This window comes from Nocardioides taihuensis, assembly GCF_042657275.1.
GTDB lineage: Bacteria > Actinomycetota > Actinomycetes > Propionibacteriales > Nocardioidaceae > Nocardioides > Nocardioides taihuensis.
This window is the reverse complement of sequence record NZ_JBHSKD010000004.1, coordinates 70234-93209: the sequence shown is the minus strand read 5'-3', so window position 1 is coordinate 93209 and position 22976 is coordinate 70234. Positions and strand designations below refer to the sequence as shown.

At 73.2% G+C, this 22976-nt stretch carries 24 protein-coding genes; 9 read left to right on the top strand and 15 right to left on the bottom strand.

Annotated elements, in window-relative coordinates:
• The first annotated feature begins 35 nt into the window (after positions 1-35).
• On the top strand, positions 36-1955 hold the full coding sequence (typA, locus tag ACFPGP_RS03545) for a translational GTPase TypA (protein ID WP_378586966.1): 1920 nt from the start codon (positions 36-38) through the stop codon (positions 1953-1955).
• A 74-nt stretch (positions 1956-2029) separates the two neighbouring features.
• Here the strand turns inward: typA and ACFPGP_RS03540 are convergent, their stop codons facing one another.
• The 4 genes from ACFPGP_RS03540 to ACFPGP_RS03525 form a co-directional block, all read right to left on the bottom strand.
• Positions 2030-2656, bottom strand: coding sequence for a hypothetical protein (locus ACFPGP_RS03540; protein WP_378586965.1), 627 nt, complete (start codon positions 2654-2656; stop codon positions 2030-2032).
• A 76-nt stretch (positions 2657-2732) separates the two neighbouring features.
• Entirely contained in the window at positions 2733-3440 is a 708-nt protein-coding gene (locus tag ACFPGP_RS03535) for a dihydrofolate reductase family protein (protein ID WP_378586963.1), read from the bottom strand.
• Complete coding sequence (locus tag ACFPGP_RS03530; RefSeq protein ID WP_378586961.1) at positions 3428-4348, bottom strand: LLM class flavin-dependent oxidoreductase; 921 nt, start codon at positions 4346-4348, stop codon at positions 3428-3430. Before ACFPGP_RS03530 ends, ACFPGP_RS03535 begins: the two co-directional genes overlap by 13 nt.
• Before the next feature lie 10 nt (positions 4349-4358).
• Entirely contained in the window at positions 4359-5687 is a 1329-nt protein-coding gene (locus tag ACFPGP_RS03525; protein ID WP_378586958.1) for an MFS transporter, read from the bottom strand.
• 212 nt (positions 5688-5899) lie between these two features.
• On the opposite strand from ACFPGP_RS03525, the gene ACFPGP_RS03520 reads away from it, so the two are divergent.
• Positions 5900-6736 (top strand): hypothetical protein, encoded by an 837-nt coding sequence (locus ACFPGP_RS03520; protein WP_378586955.1) that lies wholly within the window; start codon positions 5900-5902, stop codon positions 6734-6736.
• A gap of 46 nt (positions 6737-6782) precedes the next feature.
• On the opposite strand, the gene ACFPGP_RS03515 is transcribed toward ACFPGP_RS03520, so the two are convergent.
• The 4 genes from ACFPGP_RS03515 to ACFPGP_RS03500 are packed head-to-tail and all read right to left on the bottom strand — an operon-like array spanning position 6783 to position 10277.
• Positions 6783-7280 carry a class III extradiol ring-cleavage dioxygenase family protein gene (locus tag ACFPGP_RS03515; RefSeq protein ID WP_378586952.1) on the bottom strand — a complete coding sequence of 166 codons (498 nt, stop codon included), beginning with the start codon at positions 7278-7280 and terminating at the stop codon, positions 6783-6785.
• A complete protein-coding gene (gene folP / locus ACFPGP_RS03510; protein WP_378586950.1) occupies positions 7277-8140 on the bottom strand; it encodes a dihydropteroate synthase in 864 nt (287 codons plus the stop codon). Before folP ends, ACFPGP_RS03515 begins: the two co-directional genes overlap by 4 nt.
• Positions 8137-9078: a glucosyl-3-phosphoglycerate synthase gene (locus ACFPGP_RS03505; RefSeq protein WP_378586947.1), complete on the bottom strand. Its 942-nt coding sequence runs from the start codon at positions 9076-9078 to the stop codon at positions 8137-8139. The genes folP and ACFPGP_RS03505 overlap by 4 nt, the downstream gene beginning before the upstream one ends.
• 29 nt (positions 9079-9107) lie before the next feature.
• On the bottom strand, positions 9108-10277 hold the full coding sequence (locus ACFPGP_RS03500; protein WP_378586944.1) for an acyl-CoA dehydrogenase family protein: 1170 nt from the start codon (positions 10275-10277) through the stop codon (positions 9108-9110).
• 45 nt (positions 10278-10322) lie between these two features.
• Here ACFPGP_RS03500 and ACFPGP_RS03495 point away from each other — a divergent pair, with 45 nt between their 5' ends.
• The gene (locus ACFPGP_RS03495) at positions 10323-11378 is read left to right on the top strand and encodes a Vgb family protein (protein ID WP_378586942.1); all 1056 of its coding nucleotides are present in this window, start codon (positions 10323-10325) and stop codon (positions 11376-11378) included.
• 14 nt (positions 11379-11392) lie between these two features.
• Here ACFPGP_RS03495 and ACFPGP_RS03490 read toward each other — a convergent pair whose 3' ends face one another.
• Genes ACFPGP_RS03490 through ACFPGP_RS03480 form a run of 3 tightly spaced genes read right to left on the bottom strand, consistent with a single transcriptional unit; the run spans position 11393 to position 13479 of the window.
• Complete coding sequence (locus ACFPGP_RS03490) at positions 11393-11857, bottom strand: MFS transporter (protein WP_378586939.1); 465 nt, start codon at positions 11855-11857, stop codon at positions 11393-11395.
• The gene (locus ACFPGP_RS03485; protein WP_378586936.1) at positions 11842-12624 is read right to left on the bottom strand and encodes an MFS transporter; all 783 of its coding nucleotides are present in this window, start codon (positions 12622-12624) and stop codon (positions 11842-11844) included. Before ACFPGP_RS03485 ends, ACFPGP_RS03490 begins: the two co-directional genes overlap by 16 nt.
• A 30-nt stretch (positions 12625-12654) precedes the next feature.
• The gene (locus ACFPGP_RS03480) at positions 12655-13479 is read right to left on the bottom strand and encodes an N-acetylmuramoyl-L-alanine amidase family protein (RefSeq protein ID WP_378586934.1); all 825 of its coding nucleotides are present in this window, start codon (positions 13477-13479) and stop codon (positions 12655-12657) included.
• A gap of 94 nt (positions 13480-13573) precedes the next feature.
• On the opposite strand from ACFPGP_RS03480, the gene galE reads away from it, so the two are divergent.
• Positions 13574-14551 carry a UDP-glucose 4-epimerase GalE gene (gene galE, locus ACFPGP_RS03475; protein ID WP_378586932.1) on the top strand — a complete coding sequence of 326 codons (978 nt, stop codon included), beginning with the start codon at positions 13574-13576 and terminating at the stop codon, positions 14549-14551.
• 7 nt (positions 14552-14558) lie between these two features.
• Here the strand turns inward: galE and ACFPGP_RS03470 are convergent, their stop codons facing one another.
• Positions 14559-15023, bottom strand: a complete 465-nt coding sequence (locus tag ACFPGP_RS03470; protein WP_378586930.1) for a hypothetical protein — start codon at positions 15021-15023, stop codon at positions 14559-14561.
• A 246-nt stretch (positions 15024-15269) separates the two neighbouring features.
• Between ACFPGP_RS03470 and gmd the strand changes: the two genes are divergently transcribed.
• The 4 genes from gmd (at position 15270) to ACFPGP_RS03450 (ending at position 20167) form a co-directional block, all read left to right on the top strand.
• A complete protein-coding gene (gene gmd, locus ACFPGP_RS03465) occupies positions 15270-16247 on the top strand; it encodes a GDP-mannose 4,6-dehydratase (protein WP_378586927.1) in 978 nt (325 codons plus the stop codon).
• A 1-nt stretch (position 16248) separates the two neighbouring features.
• Complete coding sequence (locus tag ACFPGP_RS03460) at positions 16249-17211, top strand: GDP-mannose 4,6-dehydratase (protein ID WP_378586925.1); 963 nt, start codon at positions 16249-16251, stop codon at positions 17209-17211.
• Positions 17208-18635: a sugar transferase gene (locus ACFPGP_RS03455; protein ID WP_378586922.1), complete on the top strand. Its 1428-nt coding sequence runs from the start codon at positions 17208-17210 to the stop codon at positions 18633-18635. Before ACFPGP_RS03460 ends, ACFPGP_RS03455 begins: the two co-directional genes overlap by 4 nt.
• A gap of 164 nt (positions 18636-18799) precedes the next feature.
• Positions 18800-20167 (top strand): hypothetical protein, encoded by a 1368-nt coding sequence (locus ACFPGP_RS03450; RefSeq protein ID WP_378586920.1) that lies wholly within the window; start codon positions 18800-18802, stop codon positions 20165-20167.
• Positions 20168-20188: 21 nt separating this feature from the next.
• Here ACFPGP_RS03450 and rfbA read toward each other — a convergent pair whose 3' ends face one another.
• Positions 20189-21058 carry a glucose-1-phosphate thymidylyltransferase RfbA gene (rfbA, locus tag ACFPGP_RS03445; protein WP_378586917.1) on the bottom strand — a complete coding sequence of 290 codons (870 nt, stop codon included), beginning with the start codon at positions 21056-21058 and terminating at the stop codon, positions 20189-20191.
• Between the two features lie 43 nt (positions 21059-21101).
• On the opposite strand from rfbA, the gene rfbB reads away from it, so the two are divergent.
• Positions 21102-22100 (top strand): dTDP-glucose 4,6-dehydratase, encoded by a 999-nt coding sequence (rfbB, locus tag ACFPGP_RS03440; RefSeq protein ID WP_378586914.1) that lies wholly within the window; start codon positions 21102-21104, stop codon positions 22098-22100.
• 21 nt (positions 22101-22121) lie between these two features.
• Here the strand turns inward: rfbB and ACFPGP_RS03435 are convergent, their stop codons facing one another.
• A complete protein-coding gene (locus ACFPGP_RS03435; RefSeq protein ID WP_378586911.1) occupies positions 22122-22472 on the bottom strand; it encodes a phosphomannose isomerase type II C-terminal cupin domain in 351 nt (116 codons plus the stop codon).
• A 104-nt stretch (positions 22473-22576) separates the two neighbouring features.
• The gene (locus ACFPGP_RS03430) at positions 22577-22864 is read right to left on the bottom strand and encodes a DUF2516 family protein (RefSeq protein WP_378586908.1); all 288 of its coding nucleotides are present in this window, start codon (positions 22862-22864) and stop codon (positions 22577-22579) included.
• Positions 22865-22976 lie beyond the last annotated feature (112 nt).

The window sequence follows — 22976 nt, the reverse complement described above, 5'->3', positions numbered from 1 at the left end:
GCCGACCCCACCACCGGAAGTGACGTCGTACCCCCATGCCTGAGCACACCCCCGAGACCTCGACGCGGTCCACCCGCGTCGACCTGCGCAACGTCGCGATCGTGGCGCACGTCGACCACGGCAAGACGACGCTCGTGGACGCCATGCTGCGCCAGGGTGGCGCGTTCTCCGAGCACCAGGCCGAGGGCGTCGGCGACCGCGTGATGGACTCCGGTGACCTCGAGCGCGAGAAGGGCATCACGATCCTCGCCAAGAACACCGCGATCCACTACGCGGGTCCGGCGGCCGAGGGCAAGCCGATGACGATCAACATCATCGACACCCCCGGGCACGCCGACTTCGGCGGCGAGGTCGAGCGCGGGCTCTCGATGGTCGACGGCATCGTGCTGCTCGTCGACGCCTCCGAGGGGCCGCTGCCGCAGACCCGGTTCGTGCTGCGCAAGGCGCTCAACGCCGACATGCCCGTCGTCCTGGTCGTGAACAAGGTCGACCGCGGCGACGCCCGCATCGCCGAGGTCGTCGACGAGACCTACGAGCTCTTCATGGACCTGCTCGACGACCACCACAGCCAGGACGCCCTCGACTTCCCGGTCGTCTACGCCTCCGCCAAGGCCGGCCGCGCGTCGCTGGAGGTCCCCGAGAACGGCGGGCTGCCCGACTCCCCCGACCTCGAGCCGCTCTTCCGCACGATCCTCGAGACCATCCCGGCCCCGACGTACACCGAGGACGCGCCGCTGCAGGCCCACGTCACCAACCTCGACGCCTCGCCGTTCCTCGGCCGGCTCGCGCTGGTGCGGGTGCACGAGGGCACGCTGAAGAAGGGCCAGACCGTGGCCTGGATCAAGCGCGACGGCACGGTGAAGAACGTCCGCGTGACCGAGCTGCTCGTCACCGAGGGCCTCGAGCGCAAGCCCGGCGAGTCCGCCGGCCCCGGCGACATCGTGGCGATCGCCGGCATCCCCGAGATCACCATCGGCGAGACCCTCGCCGACCCCGAGGACCCCCGGGCGCTGCCGCTGATCCACGTCGACGAGCCCGCGATCTCGATGACCATCGGCACCAACACCTCCCCGCTGGTCGGCAAGGTGAAGGGCTCGAAGGTCACCGCCCGCCTGGTCAAGGACCGCCTCGACTCCGAGCTGGTCGGCAACGTGTCGCTGCGGATCCTCCCCACCGACCGCCCCGACGCGTGGGAGGTGCAGGGCCGCGGCGAGCTGGCGCTGGCGATCCTCGTCGAGCAGATGCGCCGGGAGGGCTTCGAGCTCACCGTCGGCAAGCCGCAGGTGGTGACCAGGGAGGTCGACGGCAAGGTCCACGAGCCCGTGGAGCGCCTGACCATCGACGCCCCCGAGGAGTACCTCGGCGCCATCACCGAGCTGCTCGCCACCCGCAAGGGCCGCATGGAGCAGATGACCAACCACGGCACCGGCTGGGTGCGCATGGAGTTCCTGGTGCCGGCGCGCGGCCTGATCGGCTTCCGCACCGAGTTCCTCACCGAGACCCGCGGCACCGGCATCGCCCACCACGTCTTCGAGAAGTACGAGCCGTGGGCCGGCGAGATCCGCTCACGCAACTCCGGCTCGCTGGTCGCCGACCGCAAGGGCGCCGCCACGGCGTACGCGATGACCAACCTGCAGGAGCGCGGCATCATGTTCGTCGAGCCCGCCACCGAGGTCTACGAGGGCATGATCGTCGGCGAGAACTCCCGCGCCGACGACATGGACGTCAACATCACCAAGGAGAAGCAGCAGACCAACATCCGGTCCGCCACCTCCGACAACTTCGAGAAGCTCGTACCGCCGCGCAAGCTGTCGCTCGAGCAGTGCCTGGAGTTCTGCCGCGAGGACGAGTGCGTCGAGGTGACCCCCGACTCGGTGCGGATCCGCAAGGTCGTGCTCGACCAGAACGAGCGGGCCAAGATGGCGAGCCGGGCGCGCAAGGGCGCCAAGCCCTGATCTGACCGCGAGCTTCGGGTCGTGTGCCTGACACCACCCTCCAGGGTGTTCTCGGGCACACGACCCGACACGCGTCAGGCCGAGAGCGGTACGGCGACGCGGTGGTTGGCGTGGATGCCCAGCCCGGCGAGCGCGACGGTCAGGGCGAGGGTGCCGGCCACCGCGAGGGGCACGGCGAGCAGCACGCCCGCGGGGAGCAGCAGCACCGGCGCGAACAGCAGCACCACCATCCAGCGCGGCACCGTGCCCGCCCGCACCAGGGCGACGGCGAGCAGCAGCAGCCCGGCGAGGAAGACGACCGCCCCGCCGGTGGCGAAGAAGGCGATCGGGGGGCTCTCGAGGGCGGCGTCGTACGCCGCCTCGCCGGTGCCGCCCTCGACGACGAACGCCCGGGCCACCACGAGCGCCATCGCGTAGCCCGCCAGGGACAGGCAGCCGGCGGTGAGCAGCCCGACCGCGACCAGCGCCAGCCGGCGCCGGCGGCGCCCCGGCATCAGGGTGAGCGTCACCGGCAGGCCCCCGAGGAGCAGGACCGCCGCGAGCAGCACGAGGCAGGCGACGACCACCCACTGCACGTCGGCGGCAGTGTCGTACGGCGGCAGGACCGCGCCGGGGGCCGGGACCAGCACCAGGGCCACGGCGAGCGCGGCGGCGCCGGCGACGAGCGAGGCGGCCGAGTAGGGCACCCAGTCGACGCGCATCTCCACCTCCTCCCCCGCGGACCGGTCGAGACGCGCGCAGCCTAGGTCGGGGACTCGGGGGCCTGAGCCCGAACACTCAAGACTTTGCCCAACCTGGGGGATCGACCAGCCAGCGCCCGAGCAGCGTGCCGTCGTGCTCGAGGAGCACGTGGAGGCGCAGGCCGGCGTCGACGGGCGGGCCGTCGAGGATCCGCGGGTGGGTGCCGCCGACCAGGCGCGGCACGACGGTCTGGCAGAGCTCGTCGAGCACGCCCTGGTCGAGCAGGTCGCGCAGCAGGTGCGGGCCGCCCTCGCACAGCAGGTCGGCCAGCCCGCGCCCGGCGAGCTCGTCGGCCAGCCGCGCGAGGTCGACGCGGTGGCTGCCGAGCACCAGCACGTGCTCGTCGCCGAGGGTCTCCCGCGCAGCCTCGAGACCCTCGGCCGCGGCGCAGGTCGCGAGCAGCACCTGCCCGGGCGCGGCGTCGCGCAGCCGTTCGGGGACCTCGCCGCGGCGGCTCACCAGCACGATCGGCCGGTCGGTGGGGCGGTAGCCCTCGGCGCGAGCCGTGCCCGCCCCGACCACCACGGCGTCCGCGGACGAGCGCAGCAGCGCGAAGACCCGGCGGTCGACGTCGTTGTTGATCGAGCCGCTGCGTCCCGAGTCGCCCGCGGCGGCGCCGTCGACGGTCGCGACCATGTTGGCGCGCACCCACGGGTGGCGGGGCACGGCGTACAGCTCGCGGAGGTCGTCCTCGGAGAGCTCGGCGTCGGAGGGCGGACGGTCGGGAGCGGTCAGGAGGCGCATGGCGGCCAGTCTGCCGCCACCACCTCGGCGACCCGCGCCACCTGGGCCACGTCGCGCCCGGTCGGGATCAGGTGCACCTCGTCGGCACCCGCCTCGGCGAACGCCGCCAGCGTCACGTGCAGGTCGTCCGGCGTGCCGGCGAACCCCGTGGTGGGGGCCAGGGCGTCGACGAGGTCGACGGGCAGCCAGTTCATGTAGTGGCGCAGGTGGCGGTGCACCTGCGCGCGGGCGCTGCCGTCGCCGTCGTCGAGGGCGAACCAGAACGACGTCGACAGGTGAGGCGCCGGCCGGCCGGCGGCGGCCCACTCCGCGCGGGTGAGCGCGAAGAGGTCGGCCGCGGCCGCGGTGTCGAGGTCGAGGGTGACGCCGGCCAGGCCGTCGGCCCAGGCGGCCGCGCTACGGATCGTGCGCGGGCCCATGGTGCCGACCAGGAGCCGGGGGCCGCCGGGCTGCACCGGGGGCGGCCCGACCGGTAGCGTCGCCTCGCGCACCTTCTCCCCGGCCCAGACCCGGCGCATCACGCCGGCCCGGGCGGCCATCTCGCCCATGGTCTGCGTGGCCGGGTCGGCGCCGGCGGCGACGTAGTCCTCCTCGCGCCCGCCCACGCCGAGGCCGACCGTGAGCCGTCCGGCACTGAGCACGTCGGCGGTGGCCAGCGCCTTGGCCAGCCGCACCGGGTCGTGCAGCTGCGGCACGACGACGGTGGTCACGAGCCGCACCCGCTCGGTCCAGGCGGCGCACGCCCCGAGGAGGGTGAGGGTCTCGGGGTTGTCGAAGGCCACCCGCTCGCCGAAGCACAGCGACGCGAAGGGCCCCTCGTCGATCGCGCGCGCCCAGGCCTCCAGCGTCACCGCGTCGAGGTCCGGCTCCATCACCGGCATCGTCATGCCCACCTGCACGGTGGTCACTGTGGCAGGTCTAGGACACCAGCACGGGCACCCGGGTGCGCCGGAGCTGCGGCGCGAGGACGACGAGACCGAGCAGCGGGAGTACGGCGAGCACGCCGAGGCTGGCCGGCACGCCGATCACGTCGCCGAGCCCGGCCACCACCGCCGAGCCGACGCTGCCGCCGACCAGGAAGAGCAGGGTGGCGATGCCGAGCGCCACGCCGCGGACGTCCTCGTCGACGGCGTCGCCGACGGCCGCGCTCAGGGCCGGCTGGCCGAGGCCGAACGCCACGGTGACCAGCACGACGGCCAGGACGAGGACGACGGGCAGCACGGCCGAGGTGCCGATCGCGGCCAGCACCAGGGCTCCGGAGGCGATCAGACCGGCGACGGCGAGGCTGCGCGCCGCCCCGATCCGGGTGAGCAGTGGGCCGACGATGCGCGGCACCACGAGCGCGAACGCCGCGCTGGGCAGCAGCAGCGCGCCGACCTCCCACGGCTGCCAGCCGACGTGCACCAGCACCGCCGGCACGCCGACGAGCTGGGCGAACCACGCGGCCGGCACGGCCGCGGCGGCCACCGCGGAGCGGATCACGGCCGGGTTGCGCACCACCTCGACCGGCAGGAACCCGTCGGGCCGGCGCCGCACCCACAGCGCCACCGTGGGGACGCCGAGCACGAGGAGCAGCCCGCCGACGACGGCCACGGCGGCCCCGACGGTGGGCGACTGCACGAGCAGCACCAGGCCGCCCGCGGTCAGCGCCACCAGCACCGCGCCCAGCACGTCGAGCCGGGCACCGGTCCCCTCGCCGGTCAGCGTGTGCCACAGGAACGGGATCACCGCCGCCCCGAGGATCGGCAGCGCCATCACCGCGCGCCAGCCGAGGTGCTCCTCGACCACGCCTCCGGCGAGCGGGCCCAGGCAGCTCACGGCGGCCGCGATCCCGGCCAGCCGGCCGAAGGCGAGGCTCCGCACCTCACCGGCGTACCGCGTGCTCAGGATGGCCACGCCCAGGGTCGGCACGGCGGCGGCGCCGGCGCCCTGGCACATGCGCGCGACCAGCAGCACGCCGTACGACGGGGCGAGCGACGCGACGAGGGCCCCGCCGGTCATCAGCCCGATGCCGACCAGCAGCGGCACGCGGATGCCGACCAGGTCGGAGACCCGGCCGTAGACCGCGGTGGTGACCGCGAGCATCAGCACGTAGAGGCTGATCGTCCAGGCGGCCACACCGATCGGGACGCCGAGGTCGTCGGCCATGGTCGGCAGCACGATCGCCGCGGACGACGACCCCATGCCGGCGAGCCCGAAGAGCAGGCCCAGCAGCACGGAGACGCGGCGGGAGTCGTGGAGCGGCATTCCTGTGGCAACTCCTCGTCGTCCGGGTTCATTCCGCCCCCGGCGCACGACGGGGCGGGTCACGCCGGGAAGCTGGTCCAGCCGGGTGTCGGAGGTCGGGCCCCCGCTGCTGACGCGGTCGGCAGCGGCCGAGGAGACTCGGGCCCGAGGCAGCGCCGCGCACGCCCGTGCGCGTCGGGCGCGCAGGGCGCGCCGGGTGGGAGGTGGAGGCCGTGCCCGACATCCCGTGGTGGAGTGTGCTGCTGCTGAACGTCGTCGTCGTCCTCGGGTACTTCTGGTCCAGGGAGTACCGACGCCGCGACGAGCGCGCGACCATGGAGGCGGCCCAGCTGGCCGTCGAGGAAGTGGGCCCCGGCTCGGTGCCACCGCTGAGACCGTTCTCCCGGCGCACGTTCCTGGAGTCGCTCGAGGAGCGCGGGGTGCGCTTCCCCGCCGACCTCGAGGAGCAGCCGCTCGAGGTCTGGGCCAGGCTGGCGGCGGCACCGGCCGGCTGCACCGTGTGCTGGTGGACCGTCCACGACCTGACCGTCGACCACGTCTACTCCGAGTGGCTGGACGTCTACGCGGCCTGGCCGCCCGGTCGGGTCCCGTCCGTGCCCGGGTACCTCGACGCCGGCGACGGTTGGTGGCTCTTCCTGGTCCTCGACTCCTCGTGCGCCGACGCGGACACGTGGACCCGAGGCTCGCGCCTGTCGACACGAGCGGTGGTCATCGACCACGACGTGGACGTCTGGACGCTCGTGCCACCGACGTCCGACGACCAGCCGGACGCGCAGTCGGAGCGTGGGTGGAAACGGCTCAGGGGCCAGGCACCTGCAGGGCCGGCATCGTGCGGTCCGCCACGGGTCGTCGTTCCCGTCGGGGACGACCCCTCCCCGAGCCAGCTGCGCCGCCTGCACGACGTCGCTGCCCGCACCGGGACGGAGGTCCGCACCGAAGGCGCATGGACACCACGGGCGATCGACGAAGCCCTCACCGCCTGGACGGCTGAGATCCTCGGCCGGCCCGACATCTCGTTCGAGTGCTACGACTGCGACTGGCACCGCTGACGGCGTCGCTGGAGAGATCGACCTCGGGGCGAACTGCAGCGCCGACTCAGACCTGCCAGCGCAGCACCCAGTACTGCACCCCGAACGGGTCGTCGTCGAGGTCGACGCTGACCTCGGCGTCGGGGGTCAGCAGCTCGGCGAGGCGCGGGAAGGACCCGGTGTCGGCCCACAGCTCGGCCGCCAGCACCTGGTCGACGGCGGCGAGGGCCGCGGGGTCGGGGGCGGTCAGCGCCGCGCACAGGGCGTCGTCGAAGCTGGCCGCCCGCTCGTCGAGGTGGCCCGGGGCCTTCTCGGTGCGGCAGGCGCTCCCGTTGCCCACCACGAGGTACGACGGGTGGTCACCGTCGCGGGGCGGCGCCACGCCGAGCAGGTGGTCGGCCACGCGGCGGCCCTGGTCGGAGGCGACGACCTCGACCGACTCCCCCAGCCAGGCGACGGCCCGCAGGCAGGCGGCCCGCAGGTCCGCGACGGGGTCGTCGAGCCCGGCGTACTCGGGCATCAGCGCGAGCACGCCCGGCACCAGCACCACCCGGGTCTCGGTCACTGGAGCCCCCGGATCGCCCGCTGCGGCGGGCGGCGGCCGGCGATGGTGGCGACCATGTCGACCGTCTGGCGGGTCTCGACGACCTCGTGCACGCGGTAGACCCGGGCGCCGGCCATCGCGCAGACCGCGGTTGCGGCGAGGGTGCCGGTGAGCCGCTCGCCGACGGGGAGGTCGAGCGACTCCCCGACGAAGTCCTTGTTGGACAGCGAGACCAGCACCGGCCAGCCGGTGGCGACCATCTCGCCGAGGCGACGGGTCACCTCGAGGGAGTGGAAGGTGTTCTTGCCGAAGTCGTGGGCCGGGTCGATCATCACCGACGCGCGGTCCACGCCCGCGGCCACGGCCCGCTCGGCGTAGGCGACGGTGTCGGCGATCGCGGCGGCGACCACGTCGTCGTACTCGATGCGGTAGGGGCGGGTCCGCGGCGTCACCCCGCCGGTGTGCGTGCAGACGAGTCCGGCGTCGTGCGCCGCCGCGGCGTCGACCAGCTCGGGGTCGGCGCCGCCCCAGGCGTCGTTGATGACGTCGGCGCCCGCCCGGCACACGGCGTCGGCCACCTCGGCCCGCCAGGTGTCGACCGAGATCACGAGGTCGGGGAGCTCCTCGCGCACGCGGGCCACGAAGTCGACGACCCGCGCTTTCTCCTCGGCCGCGCCGATCTCGACGCCCGGCGCGGCCTTGATGCCGCCGATGTCGACGATCTCGGCGCCCTGCGCCGCGACGAGCGCGACCCGCTCGAAGGCCTTCTCCTCGGCCCAGGTGGCGCCCTTGTCGTAGAAGGAGTCGGGCGTCCGGTTGACGATCGCCATCATCAGCGAGGCGTCGTCGGCGAAGGCGTGCCGGCGCAGGCGCAGGGTCACGGCAGGTACCTCTCCGCGGGCGGGCGCTCGAGGGTCGGCACCACGCGGTCGGCCGGCACCAGGCCGGGCAGCACGAACTGGCGCAGCACCGCGCCGTCGAGGGGCAGGTCGGCGTCGGTACGCCGCGCCAGCGACGCGGCGAGGATCTGGGTCGCCATGCCCCCGAGGTCGTGCAGCGCCTGGTGGCGGTGCGCGCGGGTGCCGAGGTCGACCTGGGCGATCGCCTGCAGGCCCAACCGGGCCTCGGTGTCGACGAGCGCGGCGAGCTCGACGGCGTACCCCGTCGGCACCGGCAGCGAGGCGAAGAGCGACCGCCGCACCGCCCACTCGCCGGCCAGCGGCTGCACCAGGTCGGCCAGGCCGGGATGCAGCAGCGCCACCAGCGGGCGGGCGACCAGCTCGGTCACCCGGCCGCCGTCGAGCGAGCCCCGCTGGCCGGGGCGCTCGTAGAACCCCTTGACCAGCGCGACCTCGGGACGGGTCAGCAGCGGCCCGAGCAGCCCGGGCACGAAGTGCGTGTCCCAGTCGAGGAGGTCGGCGTCCATGAAGACGACGAGCTCGCCGGCGGTGACGAAGAGCGACTTCCACATCGCCTCGCCCTTGCCCGGGTGGCTCCCGAGGTCCGGGCGGATCTCGGCCGACCGGTGCACGGTGGCCCCGGCGTCGGTGGCCACGGCGTAGGTCTCGTCGGTGGAGTCGGAGTCGATCACCACGATCTCGTCGAGCAGCGCGACGGTCTCGACCAGCGCCTCGCGGACGCGGGTGACCACGTCACCGACGGTCGCGGCCTCGTTGCGTGCCGGGACGACGAGGCTCACGGTCGCGCCGGAGGCGACCTTGGCGCCGACGAGGGAGTCGAGCGTCCAGTCGTCCCAGTGGTGGGTGTGGGTGCGCGACCACACGTCCGCTCCCACCGCGCTCGAGGCACCCCGGTTCACCCCGAAACCCTAGCGACGAGGTTGAAATCTCAACCGAGGTGTCCGCGGACGGAGGCGTGCCCCGCGAGCAGGTTGCGGGCGATCGTGCGGCGCTGGATCTCGTCGGTGCCCTCGTAGATCCGCAGCACGCGGAGCTCGCGGTACCACCGCTCGACCGGAAGCTCGCGGGTGTAGCCCATGCCGCCGTGCACCTGAAGCACCCGGTCGACGATCTCGTTGGCCTTGACGCCGCCGTAGAGCTTGGCCATCGACTGCGACTGCCGCGAGTCGATCCCGGCATCGACCTGCCAGGCGGCCCCGAGCACCAGCCAGCGCAGCGCCTCGATCTCGACCGCGGAGTCGGCGATCATCCACTGGATCGCCTGCCGCGTGGCGATCGGGGCGCCGAAGGTCTCGCGGTTCTGCGCGTGCTCCATCGCCATCTCGACCAGCCGCTCGCAGGCGCCGAGCGCGCGGGCGGGGAGCAGGTAGCGGCCCTGCCCGATCCAGCGCATCGCGAGCTCGAAGCCGCGGCCCTCCTCGCCGAGGATCGCCGAGTGCGGCACCCGCACGTCCTGGAACGAGAGCGAGGCGGGGCCCCACTCGCCCATCGTCGGGATCGGCGCGGAGGTCCAGCCGGTCTCGCGGTCGACGATGAAGCAGGTGACGCCGCCGTCGGCGCCCTTCTCGACGTCGGTGACCGCGAAGACCAGCGCGAAGTCGGCGACGTCGCCGCCGGTGATGAAGGTCTTCTCGCCGTTGATCACCCACTCGTCGCCGTCGCGGACGGCGCGGGTGCGGATGTTGCGCGCGTCGGAGCCCGCGCCGGGCTCGGTGATCGCGAAGCAGCTGACCTTCTCGCCCTCGATGGTCGGGCGCAGGTAGCGCTCCTGCTGCTCGTCGTTCGCCGCGAAGAGGATGTTGTCGGCGTCCCCTCCGAACTTGAACTGCACGAACGAGCGGCCCAACTCGACCTCGATCAGCGCCGCCATCAGCGCGCCGAGCCCCATCCCGCCGTGCTCCTCGGGGGTGAGCACGCCGAAGAAGCCGGACTCGCGGGCCTTGGCCTGCAGCCCGCGCAGCTCCTCGAGCGTGAGCCCCCGCTCGCCACGCCGCTCGCGCTCGAGCACCGTTGGCTCCAGCGGCATGATCTCGCGGGTCACGAAGGTCCGCACCCAGTCGCGGACCTCCCTCTCCTCCTGGGTCAGCGTGAGGTCCATGCGGGGACCCTATGCCTGCGGCGGATCCCGCCGTACCGTCGGACCATGAGGGTGACCGCCCCGCTCGTGGTGCTGCTCGCCGTGATCGGTGGCGGCTGCTCGTCGGCGGACGACTCGCCGGGGACGGCAGCGCGGAGCTCGCCGGCCTCCGGGTCGGCTGCCAGCTCCGACCCCACGCCCGGTGGGGCCACGCTCGGCGTGGAGCCCACCGACCTCCCGGAGGTCCAGGACGTCGGGGCAGCGGGTGGAGCCAGGCTCGACGTCGCCGACGCTGACTGGATCCAGGTCGTGGACGGCGCAGCCTGGACGGCCGTGCCGGGGGCGGTGGTCCGGCTGGACGACCGGGGCCGCGAGACCGCACGCGTTCCGGCCCGGCCCGGCAGCTGCCTGGCCATGGATGTCGGTGACGGCTCGCTCTGGGTGGGCGTCTGCTCCCGCTCCCCGGAGGTGCTGCGCATCGATCTCGCGACCGGCGAGGTCGAGGCGAGCATCCCCCTGCCACCGGGCCTCGGGCTCGTGCCCGAGGGGTCGGTCGGCGCCGGCGAGGGGAGCGTCTGGGTGATCGCGGCGTCGGGAACGGGAGACAAGGAGCTCCTGCAGATCGACCCGCGCCGTGACCGGGTGGTCAGTCGGCACCGCATGCCCCTGACGGTCGCGGGGGTCCGCGCGGGTCTGGGAGGAGTCTGGGTGACCGACCCGTCCAACGGCCAGCTGCTCCACGTCGACCCGGCCGACGGGCACGTGCTCGCGCGGATCCCCACCGGGGCGGGCGCGCGCTTCTTCGACATCGGCGAAGGCGCTGTCTGGGTGCAGAACAACACCGACGGCACCGTCACCCGCGTCGACGCTCGCACCGATGAGGTCGTGGCCACCATCCCCGTCGACCAGGGGGTCGTGAACGGCGGTGACCTGGCCGTGGGCGGGGGCTCCGTCTGGGCCCGGGTGACCTCCTCGCTGGTGACCGAGATCGATCCCGACACGAACACCGAGGTCGCGCGGTACGGCATGCCCGAAGGCAGCGGCAGCGTGGCTGCGGACGAGGGATCTGTGTGGATCACGGCGCACGACGTCGACGCCGTCTACCGGATCCCGCTGCGCTGACTGACACCTCCTCGTCAGGTCCGGGTGGTCTCGGACTCCGCGGCGCGGGGCAGCGTGCGCACGGAGCGCGACAGCAGCGTGCTCAGCGCGATCACCACGTAGAGCACGCCACTGACCACCATCACGTCGGCCAGCCCGTACGCCGTGCCGAGCGGTCCGTACAAGAGCTGGCCGACCGGGATCGCCACGAACGAGCCGAGCGCGTCGTAGGAGTAGGCGCGCGAGAGCATCCGGTCGTCGACGTTCTCCTGCATCGCCAGCGCCCAGCCGAGCCCGAACACCTCGGTGCCGGCCCCGGCGACGAAAGCGATCATCATCAGCAGCGCCAGCTCGTCGGTCAGGCCGTACGTCGCGATCAGGACGCCGTAGCCCGCCATGCCGAGCATGCCGAGCAGCAGCGGCCGCTCGAGGCGCACGCGCAGGAAGACCAGGCTGCTGACCAGCAGGCCCATCGCCTGCGCGCTCAGGACCAGGCCCACCCGTCGGCACCGATGGTCTCGTCGGCGCGCACCGGGCCGAGCGTGCTCCAGGCGCCGGACGAGATGGCGTTCATCGCGCCGAAGGCGAGCACCACGACCCAGAGCCAGGTGGTGCCGGTGAAGAGGTACCAGCCCTCGCGCAGGTCGCTCCACGTCGAGGACCGCTCCGTGCGGACGGCCGCGGGGATCTTGACCGGCGCCAGCAACAGGCTGGCCAGGAGCCAGGTCGCGGCGTCGAAGGCCAGCGCCCACCCCGGCCCGGCCGTCACCACCAGCACGCCGCCCAGCGCGGGGCCGAGCACGCGGAACCCGTTGCGGAGCACGGCGTTGAGCGCGTTGGCCTGCTGGAGCTCCTCGCGCGGCACCAGCTGCGGCACCAGGCTCGCATACGCCGGGAACACCAGCGCCATGGTCAGCCCTGCGAGGGCCTCGATCACGACCATCATCCAGATCTCGGCGACACCGGTGAGCACCAGGAGCGCCAGCGAACCCTGCAGCACGGCGATCGCGACCTGCCCGACGCGCAGCACCAGGGCCCGCGGCAGCCGGTCGGCGATCACCCCGCCCCAGAGCAGGAACAGCACCAGGGGGATCGAGTTCGCCGCCAGCACCACGCCCAGCGCGCTCGGGTCGTCGGAGACCTCGAGCACGGCGAAGGCCAGGGCGACGCTGGTCATGAACGTGCCGGCCAGGTTGACGGCCTCGGAGGCGATGTACCAGCGGAAGTTGCGCTCCCGCAGCGGCGCGAGCGCCTCCCCCCTCAGCACCGGCTCAACCTAGTCGAACCGAGCTGCCCCTCAGCCGAGGTAGCGCTCGACGGCGGCGACCAGCCCCCGCACGTAGGTCCGCTGCCCGTGGGACGAGGTCAGCCGGTGCGCGTCGTGGCGGTTGCGCAGGTTGCCCATCTCGAGCATCACGGTCGGGACGTCGGAGAGGTTGAGCGTGCCCAGGTCGCCGCGGCGGTCGAGCCCGTCGCCGCCGGCGACGTAGTTGGCGACGGCCAGGTCGCGGGCCACGAGGGCGCGGCGCACGTCCCTGGCCAGCCGCACCGACGCCTTCGCGATGTCGCCCGTCCAGCGGGGGCGGTTGGTGGGCGCGATGACGTGGAAGCCGTGCGCGTGGGCGACGTACGACCCGTCTCCGTGCAGGCTCAGCTTGAGGTCGGCGCCGATCGCGTTGCCGCGGCGGCCGCGCTCGTCGATGCACGGACCCCAGCGGTCCTCACGGTTGCTGGTGCGGGTGCGGACGACGTCGGCGCCGAGGTCGACCAGCCGGGCGCGCAGCCGCTGGGCTACCTGCCAGGCGATCGTGGCCTCGGGGACGCCGGCGTTGGTCGCCGTCCCCGTCGTGTTGCACTCCTTCTTGAAGCCGCCGGCCGGCACCAGCTTCGCGATCTTGCGTGGGTAGTTGTGGTTGCCGAGCTGGTGGCCGGCGTCGATCACCACGGTCCGCCCGGCGAGGGGCAGCTCGGGGGCGGCCACGAGCGACACGGAGCCCGGGCCGTCGGTGCCCGGGGCCACGACCGGCGTCGACGCCGGCGCCGCGAAGGCGTTGCTGCCGACCGCCGCGAGCAGCACCGTCGCGACGACGGCGGCGCGGGCGTGGGGCAGGACGGGGATCACCCCGTCGAGGCTACGTGGCCCCGAGGCCGTCCGCAGCGACCGGCGCCGATCCGGCTACGGTGGACGTCTGCCACCCCGACCGAAGGAGACCCCCGTGACCTGGCTCGTGACCGGAGGCGCCGGCTACATCGGCTCGCACGTCGTCCACGCCCTGCTCGAGGCCGACATCGACCCCGTGGTGATCGACGACCTGTCCTCCGGCGTGGAGTCCTTCGTGCCCGAGCGGGTGCCGTTCGTCCGGGGCACGCTGCTCGACGGCGCGCTGGTCGAGCAGACCCTGCGCGACCACGACGTCGAGGGCGTCATCCACCTCGCCGGCTTCAAGTACGCCGGGGTCTCGGTGCAGCGCCCGCTGCACACCTACACCCAGAACATCACCGCCACCGTCACCCTGCTGCAGGCGATGGAGACCGTCGGCGTCGACAAGATCGTCTTCTCCTCCAGCGCCGCCACCTACGGCACGCCCGACGTCGACATGGTCACCGAGGACACCCCGACCAGCCCCGAGTCGCCGTACGGCGAGACCAAGCTGGTCGGCGAGTGGCTGCTCCGCGACGCCGCCCGGGCCCAGGACCTCCGGCACACCTCGCTGCGCTACTTCAACGTCGTCGGCTCGGGCTCGCCCGACCTGTTCGACACCAGCCCGCACAACCTGTTCCCGATCGTCTTCGACATGCTCTACCGGGGCGAGACGCCGCGGATCAACGGCGACGACTACCCGACTCCCGACGGCACCTGCGTGCGCGACTACCTCCACGTCAGCGACCTCGCGCTCGCCCACGTCGAGGCGGCGCGGGTGCTCGCCGCAGGCGGGTCGCTCGAGCCCGTCTACAACCTGGGCAGCGGCGAAGGCGTGTCGGTGCGGCAGATCATGGACGCGATCCGCGAGGTGACCGGCATCCACTTCGAGCCCGAGGTCCGCGAGCGCCGTGCCGGCGACCCCGCCCGGATCGTCGCGAACGGCGACAAGGCCGGGCGCGACCTCGGCTGGCAGATGCGGCACACGCTGCGCGACATGGTCGAGAGCGCCTGGCAGGCGCGCAAGGCCGCAGGCGACCGCTACCCCGGCTGAGCAGCGCTCAGGAGCCGAGGCTCGGCAGCGGCAGGGGCACCTCGACCGGCCCGGTCACCCCGCTGTCGACGACGACCTCGTCGTCACCGACCTGTACCTCCACGTCGAGCGCGGTGTCGTCGTCGGAGCCGGGCGACTGATGATCGTGCGCGCCGTCACCACCGGCAGTGGCCGTGGCGTCGCCAGAGCCCGGGGCCGGGCCCGTGGACGCCTGGTGCACCTGCTCGCCGGGTGCCTGCCCCTTCGGCACAGGCCCGAGCGGGGTGTCCCTCCGGCCGTCGCCACCCCCGGCTCGGTGTCCCGCGAAGGCGGGCCGGGAGCGCACCGCCACCGGCTCCGCCGTGGAGCTCGACACGAGAGCCCGGGCGGAGCCGTCGGCGCCGGGAACCGCCTCGGCGCGCTCGCCGCCGCCCGAGACGACCGAGGGGGCGATGGCGACGACGACCGTGACCGCGGCCGCAGCACCGGTCACGGAGGAGAGGGCCGCAGGCGGCTGCCAGGGCCTGCGGGCGCCGCGGTGCCGGCCGGGTGCCTCTCGCCTCGACCCCGCACGGTGCTGACCTCGCATGTCCGCTCCTGCCTCGTCGGTGTGCGGGAGGATCAACGCCGCGCCGTAGAACGCGTTACTGCCTCAGAACCCGGGTTCCGTGTGGGCTGTGCCACCACCCGCCGTCCGGCCTGCCCGGCGGCGGGCCTCCCGGCTGGCATGATCGGCGCCATGCCCACCGCCTTGATCACCGGGATCACCGGACAGGACGGCCTCTACCTCTCCGAGCTGCTGCTCGCCAAGGGGTACGACGTCCACGGTGTCGTCCGGGGTCAGAACAACCCCAAGCGCGAGCTCGTCCGCCGCCTGCTGCCCGACGTACGGCTGCACAACGGCGACCTCACCGACCTCTCGAGCCTGATGAGGGCGCTACGCGACAGCCGACCCGACGAGGTCTACAACCTCGGCGCGGTCTCGTTCGTGGCGTACTCGTGGGAGAACGCCTTCGTCACCAGCGACGTGACCGCGCACGGCGTGCTCAACGTGCTCGAGGCGGTGCGGCTCCACGAGGACGACGCCGGGTCGGTGCGCTTCTACCAGGCGTCGAGCTCGGAGATGTTCGGCAAGGTGGCCGAGGTGCCGCAGCACGAGCGCACCCTGCTGTGGCCGCGCTCGCCGTACGGCGTGAGCAAGGTCTACGGGCACTACATGACCATCAACTACCGCGAGTCCTACGGCATGCACGCCTCGTCGGGGATCCTCTTCAACCACGAGTCGCCGCGGCGCGGGCCGGAGTTCGTGACCCGCAAGATCAGCCAGGCCGTGGCCCGGATCAAGCTGGGGCTGCAGGACGAGCTCGTGCTCGGCAACCTCGACGCCCAGCGCGACTGGGGCTTCGCCGGCGACTACGTCGAGGCGATGTGGCTGATGCTCCAGCAGCCGGTCGGCGACGACTACGTCATCGCCACCGGCGAGACCCACTCGATCCGCGACTTCCTCGACATCGCCTTCGCCCACGTCGGCATCGACGACTGGACGCCCTACGTGCGGCAGGACCCGCGGTTCATGCGCCCGGCCGAGGTCGACCAGCTGGTCGGCGACGCGAGCAAGGCGCGCGACGTGCTCGGCTGGAAGCCCCGGGTGTCCTTCGGCGACCTGGTGGCGATGATGGTCGACGCCGACCTCGAGGCGACCCAACAGGGCTGGTGACATGAGCCGCGCGTTCGTCACGGGCATCGGCGGCCAGGACGGCAGCTACCTCGCGGAGCGGCTGCTCGCCGACGGCGTGGAGGTTCACGCGCTCACGCTCGAGACCGACCCTCCGCCCGACCTGCCCGGCGTCACGCTCCACCCCGGCGACCTGACCCGCGTCGAGGAGGTGCGGGCGCTGCTGCTCGAGCTCGCCCCCGACGAGGTCTACAACCTCGCCGCGATCAGCTCGGTCGCGCTGGCCTGGGAGCGCCCCGACCTCACCGCCCGGGTCAACGGGCTCGCCGCCGTCGGCCTGCTCGAGAGCGCGCTGGAGGTGCAGGACAAGACGGGCCGGCGGGTCAGCGTCGTCCAGGCCTCGAGCGCCGAGATCTTCGGCGAGCCGGCCACCAGCCCGCAGGACGAGTCGACGCCGCTGCGCCCGGTCAACCCCTACGGCGCAGCGAAGGCGTACGCCCACCTCATGGTCGGCGTCTACCGGCGCCGCGACCTCCACGCGACCAGCCTGGTGCTCTACAACCACGAGTCGCCGCGGCGTCCGCCGCAGTTCGTCAGCCGCAAGATCACCTCCACGGTGGCGGCGATCGCGCAGGGTCGGGCCGACGTGCTGACGCTCGGCAACCTCGACGTACGGCGCGACTGGGGCTGGGCGCCCGACTACGTCGACGCGATGGTGCGGGCCGCGCGGGCCGACGATGCCGACGACTTCGTGGTGGCCACCGGGGTCGGCCACACCGTGCGCGAGTTCGTCGGCGCCGCCTTCGCCCGGGTCGGTATCGACGACTGGCCCCACCTCGTCACCGTCGACCCGGCGTTCGTGCGCCCGGTCGACCCCACCGACCTCACCGGTGACGCCAGCCGCGCCCGCGAGCGGCTCGGCTGGGCGCCGACCGTGGCGTTCGACGAGATCGTCGGCCGGATGGTCGACGCCGACCTCGACCCGCCGTCCGGCGGCGGCCGATGAGCTCGGCCGCCTCCCGGCCGCTGCGCTACGTGCCGGCGGTCGCGCTGGTCGTGGACGTCCTGGCGATCACCGTCGCCACCGCGGTCGCCACGTTGCTGCGGCACCGGGTACCGGGTTTCAGCACCGAGCTCGACGACGCCGACCTCTACCTCACCGGCCCGGCGCTCGTGGTCGTCTGGCTGGTCACGCTGTGGCTCTCGGGCAGCTACGCCGCCAACCTGTTCGGGGCCGGCACCGACGAGTACAAGCGCGTGGTCAACGCCAGCCTGCTCGCCGCCGGCCTCGTCGGCGTCACCTGCTACCTCGCGCGCTACCAGTTCTCCCGCGGCCTCTTCCTCTTCGCCTTCGGCATCGGCGTGCCCCTGCTCGTGCTCGGCCGCTACCTCCACCGCCGCGCGCTCCACCGCGCCCGCCGGGCCGGCTTCCTGCGCTACCAGGTGCTGCTCACCGGTGAGCCCGAGAACGTCGACGAGCTCGCCGGCGTGCTGCGGCGCGAGTCGTGGCTGGGCTACGAGGTGGTGGGCGCGCTCGTTCCCGGCGGCAGGCCGGGCGGCGCGACCCCGGGCGGTGTGGCGGTGCTCGGCGACCTCGCCGACACCCTCCAGCACGCCTCCGACGACGACCTCGACGTGCTCTTCCTGACCTCGGGATCGGGCTCCGCGCTGACCGTGCGGCGGCTGGTGTGGGCGCTCGAGGGCCACGACGTCCAGGTGGTCGTCGCGCCCAGCGTCACCGACGTCTCCAGCGACCGGATCCGGGTGCGCCCGGTCGGCGGCCTCCCCCTCATGCACCTCGAGCCGCCCCGCGCCACCGACGCCAGCCGCTGGGGCAAGCGGCTCTTCGACATCGTCGGGTCGGCCCTGCTGCTGGTGCTCTTCAGCCCGGTGCTGCTCGTCGCCGCCATCCGGGTCAAGGCCCACGACCACGGGCCGGTGCTCTTCCGGCAGACCCGGATCGGCCGGCACGGGCAGGAGTTCGACTGCCTCAAGCTGCGCACCATGGTCGTCGACGCCGAGGCCCGGCTCGCCGCGCTGCGCGCCGAGCAGGGGTACGTCGACGGCGCCGAGGGCCTCTTCAAGCTCAAGGACGACCCGCGGATCACCCGCCCGGGCCTGTGGCTCCGCAAGTGGTCGTTCGACGAGCTCCCGCAGCTGGTCAACGTGCTGCGCGGCGACATGAGCCTGGTCGGCCCCCGCCCGCCGCTGCCGAGCGAGGTCGCGGCGTACGCCTCCGACACGACCCGCCGCCTGCACGTCCGCCCCGGCCTCACCGGCCTCTGGCAGGTCTCCGGCCGCTCCGACCTCACCTGGGACGAAGCGGTCCGCCTCGACCTCTACTACGTCGACAACTGGTCGATGGTGCAGGACCTGACGATCCTGGCCCGCACCTTCAGCACGGTGGTGTTCCACCGCGGGGCGTACTGAGGGGTCCGGTGCAATTCACGGGGTAACCCGTGGTTTGTGCCTTGTCGCACCGAAATAACCATCCGGAAGCGGACAAACCACGGGTTACCCCGTGATTTGTGAGGCTCCTGTGACCAGTCCCCGCCCACCCCGGCCGCCCGATGGCTAGAGTCTCGCCACCGTTGGTGGACGTTGGGGGGCAGCTCGTGGTGCGCAGGTTCGTGGTCGTCGGGGTGGTGGTGCCGGCCTTGTCGGTGCTCGCGGCAGCAGGTCCGGCGCCGGCGGCGCCGGACGCCGCCGGGCGGACGTGCCGGGGGGTCGCGGCGACCGTCGTCGGTACGCCGGGGGACGACGTGCTCACCGGCACCCGGGGCGCCGACGTGGTCGTCGGGCTGCGCGGCGACGACACCCTCGTGGGCCTCGCGGGCGACGACGTGCTGTGCGGCGGAGGCGGCGCCGACGACCTGGCCGGCGGGCACGGGGCCGACCGCCTGTACGGCGGGCGCGACGCGCACGAGGAGCGCCGGCGGCGCACCTTCGTGGCGGGTGACCTGCTCGAGGGCGGGCCGGGCGACGACCACCTCAGCACCGGCCTGCAGCCTCGGGAGGAGGGCGTGTGGGTGCGCCGGAGCAACACCATCAGCTTCCGCCACAGCGCCGGGGCCGTGACGGTCGACCTGCGCGCCCGCACCGCCGTCGGCGAGGGCTCCGACGTGGTGGTGCGCGGCCCGTCGCTGGAAGTGGTCGGTTCGGCCCACGACGACGTCCTGCAGGGCTCCCGCGCGGACGAGGTCCTCGACGGCCTGCGCGGCGACGACCACACCCGTGGCGGCGGGGGTGCGGACGTCGTGCTCGACTACCACGGCGACGACGAGCTCGACGGCGGCGCCGGCAACGACATGGTCATCAGCACGACGGGCGTCGACACGGTGGCCGGCGGGGACGGTCACGACTTCCTGATCGCGTGGAGCCACATCACCACCACGCTGCTCGGCGGGGCCGGCTCCGACTACCTGTCACGGCCGATCACCCCCGGCGAGACGGGTGTCATCGACGGCGGACCCGGCGAGAACCAGCTCGAGCTCACCCCCCAGCTGTGGTTCGCGGACGCCCCCTCGGCCACCCTGGACGCGGCGGCCGGCACGTCGGTGGTGACCGCCGGCGACAAGACCCAGACGACCACGTTCACCGGCATCACCGCGTTCACGCTCTGGGACGGCCCGTGGACCTTCGCCGGCAGCGAGGGCGACGACTTCGTCCAGGTCCTGTGGGGCCGCCTGCAGGCCCAGGGCCTCGGCGGGGACGACTACCTGCTCGGCGGCGAGCGCAACGACGTCCTCGACGGCGGCGACGGCACCGACACCGCCTGGGGCGGCGAGGGGCACAACACCTGCCTCGCGACCGAGGCCGGCAGCTGCAGCGGCTACCCGTGGGACGGCACCACGACGCGGGCCCGCATCGTCACCGGCGACCACCCGCAGCAGCCCGACGCCGCCTCACCCCACCGGCTCGTGCAGCGCTGGCTGAGCCAGGGGGCGCGGCTCACCCGTTGAGCGGGTCGTGGCCCCAGCTCCTCAGCGGCCGAAGCGGAGCAGGTCGAGCAGGTAGTCGCCGTACCCGCTCGCGGTCAGCTCGGCGGCGCGCTCGGCGAGGGTGTCGTCGTCGATGAAGCCGAGCCGCCAGGCCACCTCCTCGGGGCAGCCGATCTTGAACCCCTGCCGCGCCTCGAGCGTGCGCACGAAGTTGCTCGCGTCGTTGAGCGCGTCGAAGGTGCCGGTGTCGAGCCAGGCGGTGCCGCGCGGCATCGGCTCGACGCGCAGCCGGCCCTCGGCGAGGTAGCGGCGGTTGAGGTCGGTGATCTCGAGCTCGCCGCGCGGCGACGGCTCCAGCGCCTTCGCGTGCGCGACCACCTCGTTGTCGTAGAAGTACAGTCCTGGAACGGCGTGGTTGCCGCGCGGGTGCTCCGGCTTCTCCTCCAGCGAGATCGCGCGGCCGGACTTGTCGAACTCCACGACGCCGTACGACGAGGGGTCGGCCACGCGGTAGCCGAAGACGACCGCGCCCTCGACGTCGGTGAACCGCCGCAGCGTCAGGCCCAGGCCCGAGCCGTAGAAGATGTTGTCGCCGAGCACGAGTGCGACCTTCTCCGCGCCGATGTGCTCCTCGCCGATGAGGAACGCCTGCGCGAGCCCGTCGGGGCTGGCCTGCACGGCGTAGGAGAGCTCGATGCCGAACGCCGACCCGTCGCCCAGCAGCCCCTGGAACTGACCGGCCTCATGCGGCGTCGTGATCACCAGGATCTCGCGGATCCCCGCCAGCATCAGCGTGGTGAGCGGGTAGTAGATCATCGGCTTGTCGTAGACCGGCACCAGCTGCTTGCTGATGCCCCGGGTGATCGGGTGCAGCCGGCTGCCGGTCCCGCCGGCCAGGATGATCCCGCGCATGCGCCGATCCTTGCAGACGGTGGCGCCTCCTAGACTCGCGCCAATGGAACGCCTGCTCGTCACGGGAGGCGCCGGCTTCGTCGGCGCGAACTTCGTGCACCACGTCCTCGCGCACACCGACGTCACGGTCACCGTGCTCGACAAGCTCACCTATGCGGCGTCGGAGGAGTCGCTGGCCGGGCTGCCCGGCGACCGCGTGGAGCTGGTGGTCGGCGACGTCGCCGACGGCCACCTCGTCGACCGGCTCGTCGGCGAGCACGACGCGGTGGTGCACTTCGCGGCCGAGTCGCACAACGACAACTCCCTCGACGAGCCCGGCCCCTTCATCCAGACCAACCTGGTCGGCACGTTCACGGTGCTCGAGGCCGCGCGCCGCCACGACACCCGGCTCCACCACATCTCCACCGACGAGGTCTACGGCGACCTCGAGCTCGACGACCCGGCCCGCTTCACCGAGGACTCGCCGTACCGCCCGAGCAGCCCCTACTCCGCGGCCAAGGCGGGGTCCGACCACCTCGTGCGCGCCTGGGTGCGCAGCTTCGGCGTGCGGGCCACGATCTCCAACTGCTCCAACAACTACGGCCCCTGGCAGCACGTGGAGAAGTTCATCCCGCGCACCATCACCACCGCGCTCGACGGCGAGCGGCCCCGCGTCTACGGCACCGGGCACAACGTCCGCGACTGGATCCACGCCGACGACCACGCCGCCGCGGTGTGGGCGGTGCTCGAGCGCGGCCGGATCGGCGAGACCTACCTGATCGGCGCGGACGGCGAGCGCTCCAACCTCGACGTGGTCGGCGACGTCCTCGAGCTGCTCGGCCGCGGGCGCGACGAGTACGACCTCGTCAGCGACCGCGCCGGGCACGACCTGCGCTACGCGATCGACGCGACCAAGGTGCGCGAGGAGCTGGGGTGGCGCCCGCAGCGGGCCGACTTCGCGACCGGGCTCGCGGAGACCGTCGCGTGGTACCGCGACCACGAGGACTGGTGGCGCCCCCACAAGGCCGCCACCGAGGCGGCGTACGCCGCGCGGGGGCAGTAGCGCGCCACCCTCGGGCAGGCCTCAGGCGTCGTGGCGCCCGTAGTCGTCCTCGAGCCGGCAGATGTCGTCCTCGCCGGTGTAGGCGCCCTGCTGCACCTCGACCACGATGAGGACCTCGTCCTCGTCGTTGGCGATCCGGTGGGCCTGGCCCACGGCGACGTCGACGAAGTCGCCGGGCCCGGCGATACGGACCTGGCCGTCGATGGTGCAGGTCGCCTTGCCGGTGACCACGAACCAGTGCTCGCTGCGGTGCTCGTGGGTCTGGTAGGAGAGCCGGCAGTGCGGCTGCACCACGATCCGCTTGACCTTGTAGCCGTCGCCCACGTCGAGGACGTGCCACGACCCCCAGGGGCGTTCGGCAGAGTCGGTCACGATGCCTCCGTTCAGGGCGCTGGGCTCGTGCGAGCCATCAGCCAAGGATATCGACGTGACACGGTGCTCCGGGCCGAATCCGGAGAGGTCGTCGTCCCGGGCAGTCAGCGCCGGTAGAGCCCCGCGAGCGCCGGGCGCACGTCGGCGAGGTAGACCAGCGCCGCGATCGTCAGCACGAGGTTGATCAGGTTCATCGGGGACCCGAGCAGTGCGAACTGCGCGAGCACGCCGATGCCGAGGATGATGCACCAGGCGGGCTTGGTCAGCTTGTCGGCGGCCTTGTAGGACTCGGTCGAGAACATCAGCGAGCTCACGAACGCGAAGACCTTCACGGCGAGCAGGGCGAAGGCGACGACGATGAGCACCGTTCCCTCGAGCTGGAAGACGTTCACGAGCGCAACTGTACGGGGCGGGCTCGGTAGTCCCCGACGAGTTGGCCCCCCTACTGGCGAGTAAGGGGGCCAACTCGTCGGGGACTACCCACCTCCGGACGTGCCGAGGCCC

Bases quoted from the DNA above. Each gene is read 5' to 3' on its own strand.
- rfbB (WP_378586914.1), top strand. From the start codon at position 21,102: ATGGAACGCCTGCTCGTCACGGGAGGCGCCGGCTTCGTCGGCGCGAAC.
- rfbA (WP_378586917.1), bottom strand. From the start codon at position 21,058: ATGCGCGGGATCATCCTGGCCGGCGGGACCGGCAGCCGGCTGCACCCG.
- ACFPGP_RS03500 (WP_378586944.1), bottom strand. From the start codon at position 10,277: ATGGACCTCACGCTGACCCAGGAGGAGAGGGAGGTCCGCGACTGGGTG.
- gmd (WP_378586927.1), top strand. From the start codon at position 15,270: ATGCCCACCGCCTTGATCACCGGGATCACCGGACAGGACGGCCTCTAC.
- ACFPGP_RS03540 (WP_378586965.1), bottom strand. From the start codon at position 2,656: ATGCGCGTCGACTGGGTGCCCTACTCGGCCGCCTCGCTCGTCGCCGGC.
- ACFPGP_RS03455 (WP_378586922.1), top strand. From the start codon at position 17,208: ATGAGCTCGGCCGCCTCCCGGCCGCTGCGCTACGTGCCGGCGGTCGCG.
- ACFPGP_RS03495 (WP_378586942.1), top strand. From the start codon at position 10,323: ATGAGGGTGACCGCCCCGCTCGTGGTGCTGCTCGCCGTGATCGGTGGC.
- ACFPGP_RS03525 (WP_378586958.1), bottom strand. From the start codon at position 5,687: ATGCCGCTCCACGACTCCCGCCGCGTCTCCGTGCTGCTGGGCCTGCTC.
- typA (WP_378586966.1), top strand. From the start codon at position 36: ATGCCTGAGCACACCCCCGAGACCTCGACGCGGTCCACCCGCGTCGAC.
- ACFPGP_RS03535 (WP_378586963.1), bottom strand. From the start codon at position 3,440: ATGCGCCTCCTGACCGCTCCCGACCGTCCGCCCTCCGACGCCGAGCTC.
- ACFPGP_RS03460 (WP_378586925.1), top strand. From the start codon at position 16,249: ATGAGCCGCGCGTTCGTCACGGGCATCGGCGGCCAGGACGGCAGCTAC.